Below are 3,460 nucleotides of genomic sequence, written 5' to 3'. Positions count from 1 at the left end.
TGCGGCCGCCCCGACACCGAAAAAGACGATGGCCCAGGGGTGTGCCAGGGGCAGGGAGGCAAAGGGCACGATGACGATGGCGGACGCTGCCGCCACCAGAACGCCGCGCGTGATCGCCCCGCCGATAAAGGCCGCCGCCAGTTCGCCGGCAGACAGAGGCGGCATCAGGAAATCGACCGTATTGCCCTGCACCTTTGCCACGATGAGCGATGAGGAAGAGTTGGCAAAGGCGTTGTTGAGAAGCCCCATCATGATAAGGCCAGGCGCCAGGAAGACCGCAAAGGGCAGCCCGCCGGGCGCCTCGCGCGTTGCGCCAACGGCGAGCGAGAACACCATCATGTACAGAAGCGTCGTCGCCACCGGCGCCATGACGGTCTGGAAGCTCACTTTCAGGAAGCGGCGAACCTCCTTCTTGTAGAGCGTCCACAAGCCCAGCCAGTTGACCGCCCCTATCGTGCGCGGCTGCGGCGGCACCGGGCCGGACAGGCCCGCCTCTATGGCATCGCGGCTGCTCGATGTGTCTGGCATTCGCTCATTCCCGGGTTCGCGCCTTGCAGGAGCAGGCATTGCGGCTTCGTCTAGCACGGTCCGCCGCCGCGATGCGAGTGCGCAACGGAGAAGTTTTCCACGTCCGAATCACTGCCGCATCTTGTGCTATTGCAGCCCGCCGATACTGTATCTCGTGTCTGGCCCCAACATGTAGGGTTTGTCCACAGGACGCACACCAACTGCTTGGGGCCCAATACTGGAGCGTAGAAGGCGAGGAGCGCACCGCCATGGCGTGGACTGATGAACGGGTGGAAACCCTGAAGAAATTGTGGGCCGACGGGCTGAGCGCCAGCCAGATCGCCAAGCAGCTTGGCGGGGTAACCCGCAATGCGGTGATCGGCAAGGTGCACCGGCTGGGCCTGTCAGGCCGGGCGGCGCCGTCGCGTCCGACCCGCCGGATCGCGGCGCCGAAACTGGCCACGCGGCCACGCACGGGTGCAGCCTCTGCGCCGGCGCAGAACGGGGCCAAGCCGAAGGCGGCCACCGGATCGGCTCCGGCTGTAGTGCGCGCACCGGCGCCTGCCCCGGCTCCGGTTGAGCCGCATGTCCTGCCGTCAGGCGATTATGCAACGGTGCTGACCCTGCGCGAAGGCATGTGCAAATGGCCGGTCGGCGATCCGGCGGATTCCAGCTTCCGCTTCTGCGGTCACAAGACCACGCCGGGTCAGGCCTATTGCGAAGCTCACTCGCAGATGGCCTACCAGCCGCAGGCCAAGCGCAAGCGCAAGCCGGCAGACGATGCCCGCGCGGTTCTCGACAGCCTGGCTTCCGGCCGCCGGATGAATTTCTAGCCTGCAGACCTGCCCTGAAGACGAAAAAGCCCGGCTCTGACGAGCCGGGCTTTTTTGATTGTCAGATGCGAGGGCTTCAATCCGCGTTCAGCGCGTAGCCGGCAGAGCGCACCGTGCGGATGGGATCGGTCTCGTCACCATTATTGAGCGCCTTGCGCAGGCGTCCGACATGGACGTCCACCGTGCGGGCCTCAACGTAGACGTCCGAGCCCCAGACCGCATCTAGCAATTGCTCGCGCGAGAAGACACGGCCGGGATGCTGCATGAAATAGTCGAGCAGGCGGAATTCGGTCGGGCCCAGATGAACATCACGGCCACCACGCGACACGCGGTGCGCCACACGGTCCATGGTGATGTCACCCACCACCACCTTGTCGTCGGCAAGGCCTGGCCGGATGCGGCGCAGGATGGCGCGCACACGGGCGAACAGCTCCTTCATCAGGAAGGGCTTGATGATGTAGTCGTCGGCGCCGGTATCAAGACCGCGGATACGGTCGGCTTCCTCGCCGCGCGCTGTCAGCATGATAATCGGGATATTGCGCGTTTCCTGACGTCCGCGCAGGCGGCGGCAGACCTCGATGCCCGACACCTTGGGCAGCATCCAGTCCAGCAGGATCAGGTCGGGCTGGCGCTCGTCGACCAGGATCATGGCTTCCTCGCCATCGGCGGCCACGGTTACGCGGAAACCTTCCTTCTTCAGATTGTACTGAAGCAGTTCGGCGAGCGCGTCTTCGTCCTCGACGACAAGAACATGCGGCTGCATGGCATCGATCCCTAGCTTGCGCCGCTTTCAAGCGGCGTGCCCTTGGGCCGTTCGGCCGTCAGCTCGCTGCCCGTCACGGCGTAGTGAACCAGCTCGGCGATATTGGTGGAGTGATCCCCGACACGCTCGAGATTCTTGGCAATGAAGAGAAGGTGGGTGCCCGGCCCGATCAGGTTCTTGTCACCGGCCATGCAGGTGAGAAGCTCGCGGAAGAGCGCATTATAGTGCTCGTCCACCTCGTCATCGCGCTCCCATACGCCCACCGCGCCGGCAATCTCGCCGCTGACATAGGCATCGAGCACTTCGTGCAGATGGCCCTGTACGAGACGGCCCATGCGCTCCACCGATTTGGTGAGCGCGAGCGGTTCGGCTTCGTTCAGAGCGCGGGTCCGGCGGGCAATGTTCTTGGCCAGATCCCCAATGCGCTCCAGATCGGCGGAGATTTTCAGCGCCGCGATGCAGACGCGCAGATCCCAGGCCAGAGGCTGGCGCAAGGCCAGCAGGCGGATGATCTGGCGCTCGATATCGCGCTGCAGAGCGTCGATGCGCTTGTCGCGTTCGACCACATCCAGGGCCAAATCGCTGTCACGGGTCACAATGGCGTCGATGGCATCGGAAATCAGGCTCTCGGCGAGCCCGCCCATGGTCGCGACCGAGGCGGACAGCTGTTCCAGCTCCTCGGAGAAGGCCTTGACGATGTGGTGTCCGTGATGTGCCGGGCTATTCATGGCAGTTACCTTTTTGCGGGGCAGGATCGCCCCGGGGGTATGCGTTGGGTCGTCTGACGGCCTAGCCGAAGCGGCCGGTAATGTAGTCTTGCGTGCGGCGGTCACGCGGGTTGGTGAATATCTCTTCGGTAGGTCCGTACTCGACCAGATGGCCAAGATGGAAGAAGGCCGTCTTCTGTGACACGCGCGCGGCCTGCGCCATCGAGTGCGTCACGATGATCAGGCAGTAATTCTCACGCAGTTCGTCGATCAGTTCCTCGATGCGGGCGGTCGCGATCGGGTCGAGCGCCGAGCAGGGCTCGTCCATCAGGATCACTTCCGGGTTCACCGCAATCGCGCGCGCAATCACCAGACGCTGCTGCTGACCACCTGAGAGCGAATTGCCAGGCTGGTCGAGACGGTCGGCCACCTCGTCCCACAGGCCCGCCTTGCGCAGCGAGGTCTCGACGATCCCGTCAAGCTCGTCCTTGCCAGAGGCAAGCCCGTGAATACGCGGCCCGTAGGCCACGTTATCATAAATGCTTTTCGGAAAGGGGTTCGGCTTCTGGAAGACCATGCCGACGCGGGCGCGCAACTGCACCACGTCGAGCCGCCGGTCGTAGATGTCCTCCCCGTCCAGGGTGATGTCG

Annotated in this window: 4 protein-coding genes and 1 pseudogene; 1 reads left to right on the top strand and 4 read right to left on the bottom strand. The window is 64.2% G+C overall.

Going from position 1 to position 3,460, the window contains the following annotated elements; translation table 11 throughout:
• Window positions 1-528, bottom strand: a pseudogene (locus ACTS2Z_RS08920) (hypothetical protein); the annotation flags it as partial.
• A gap of 248 nt (window positions 529-776) precedes the next feature.
• On the opposite strand from ACTS2Z_RS08920, the gene ACTS2Z_RS08915 reads away from it, so the two are divergent.
• Window positions 777-1,340 carry a GcrA family cell cycle regulator gene (locus ACTS2Z_RS08915; RefSeq protein ID WP_442572867.1) on the top strand — a complete coding sequence of 188 codons (564 nt, stop codon included), beginning with the start codon at window positions 777-779 and terminating at the stop codon, window positions 1,338-1,340.
• Window positions 1,341-1,416: 76 nt separating this feature from the next.
• Here ACTS2Z_RS08915 and phoB read toward each other — a convergent pair whose 3' ends face one another.
• The 3 genes from phoB to ACTS2Z_RS08900 form a co-directional block, all read right to left on the bottom strand.
• Window positions 1,417-2,103, bottom strand: a complete 687-nt coding sequence (gene phoB / locus ACTS2Z_RS08910; protein WP_442572866.1) for a phosphate regulon transcriptional regulator PhoB — start codon at window positions 2,101-2,103, stop codon at window positions 1,417-1,419.
• An 11-nt stretch (window positions 2,104-2,114) separates the two neighbouring features.
• On the bottom strand, window positions 2,115-2,831 hold the full coding sequence (gene phoU / locus ACTS2Z_RS08905) for a phosphate signaling complex protein PhoU (protein ID WP_442572865.1): 717 nt from the start codon (window positions 2,829-2,831) through the stop codon (window positions 2,115-2,117).
• A gap of 61 nt (window positions 2,832-2,892) precedes the next feature.
• On the bottom strand, window positions 2,893-3,460 hold a 568-nt coding region (locus ACTS2Z_RS08900), incomplete at its 5' end, for a phosphate ABC transporter ATP-binding protein (RefSeq protein ID WP_442572864.1).

The organism is Glycocaulis sp. (assembly GCF_052168375.1).
GTDB lineage: Bacteria > Pseudomonadota > Alphaproteobacteria > Caulobacterales > Maricaulaceae > Glycocaulis.
Note: the sequence above shows the minus strand (reverse complement) of the source record. Positions and strands in the feature narration are given on the sequence as shown.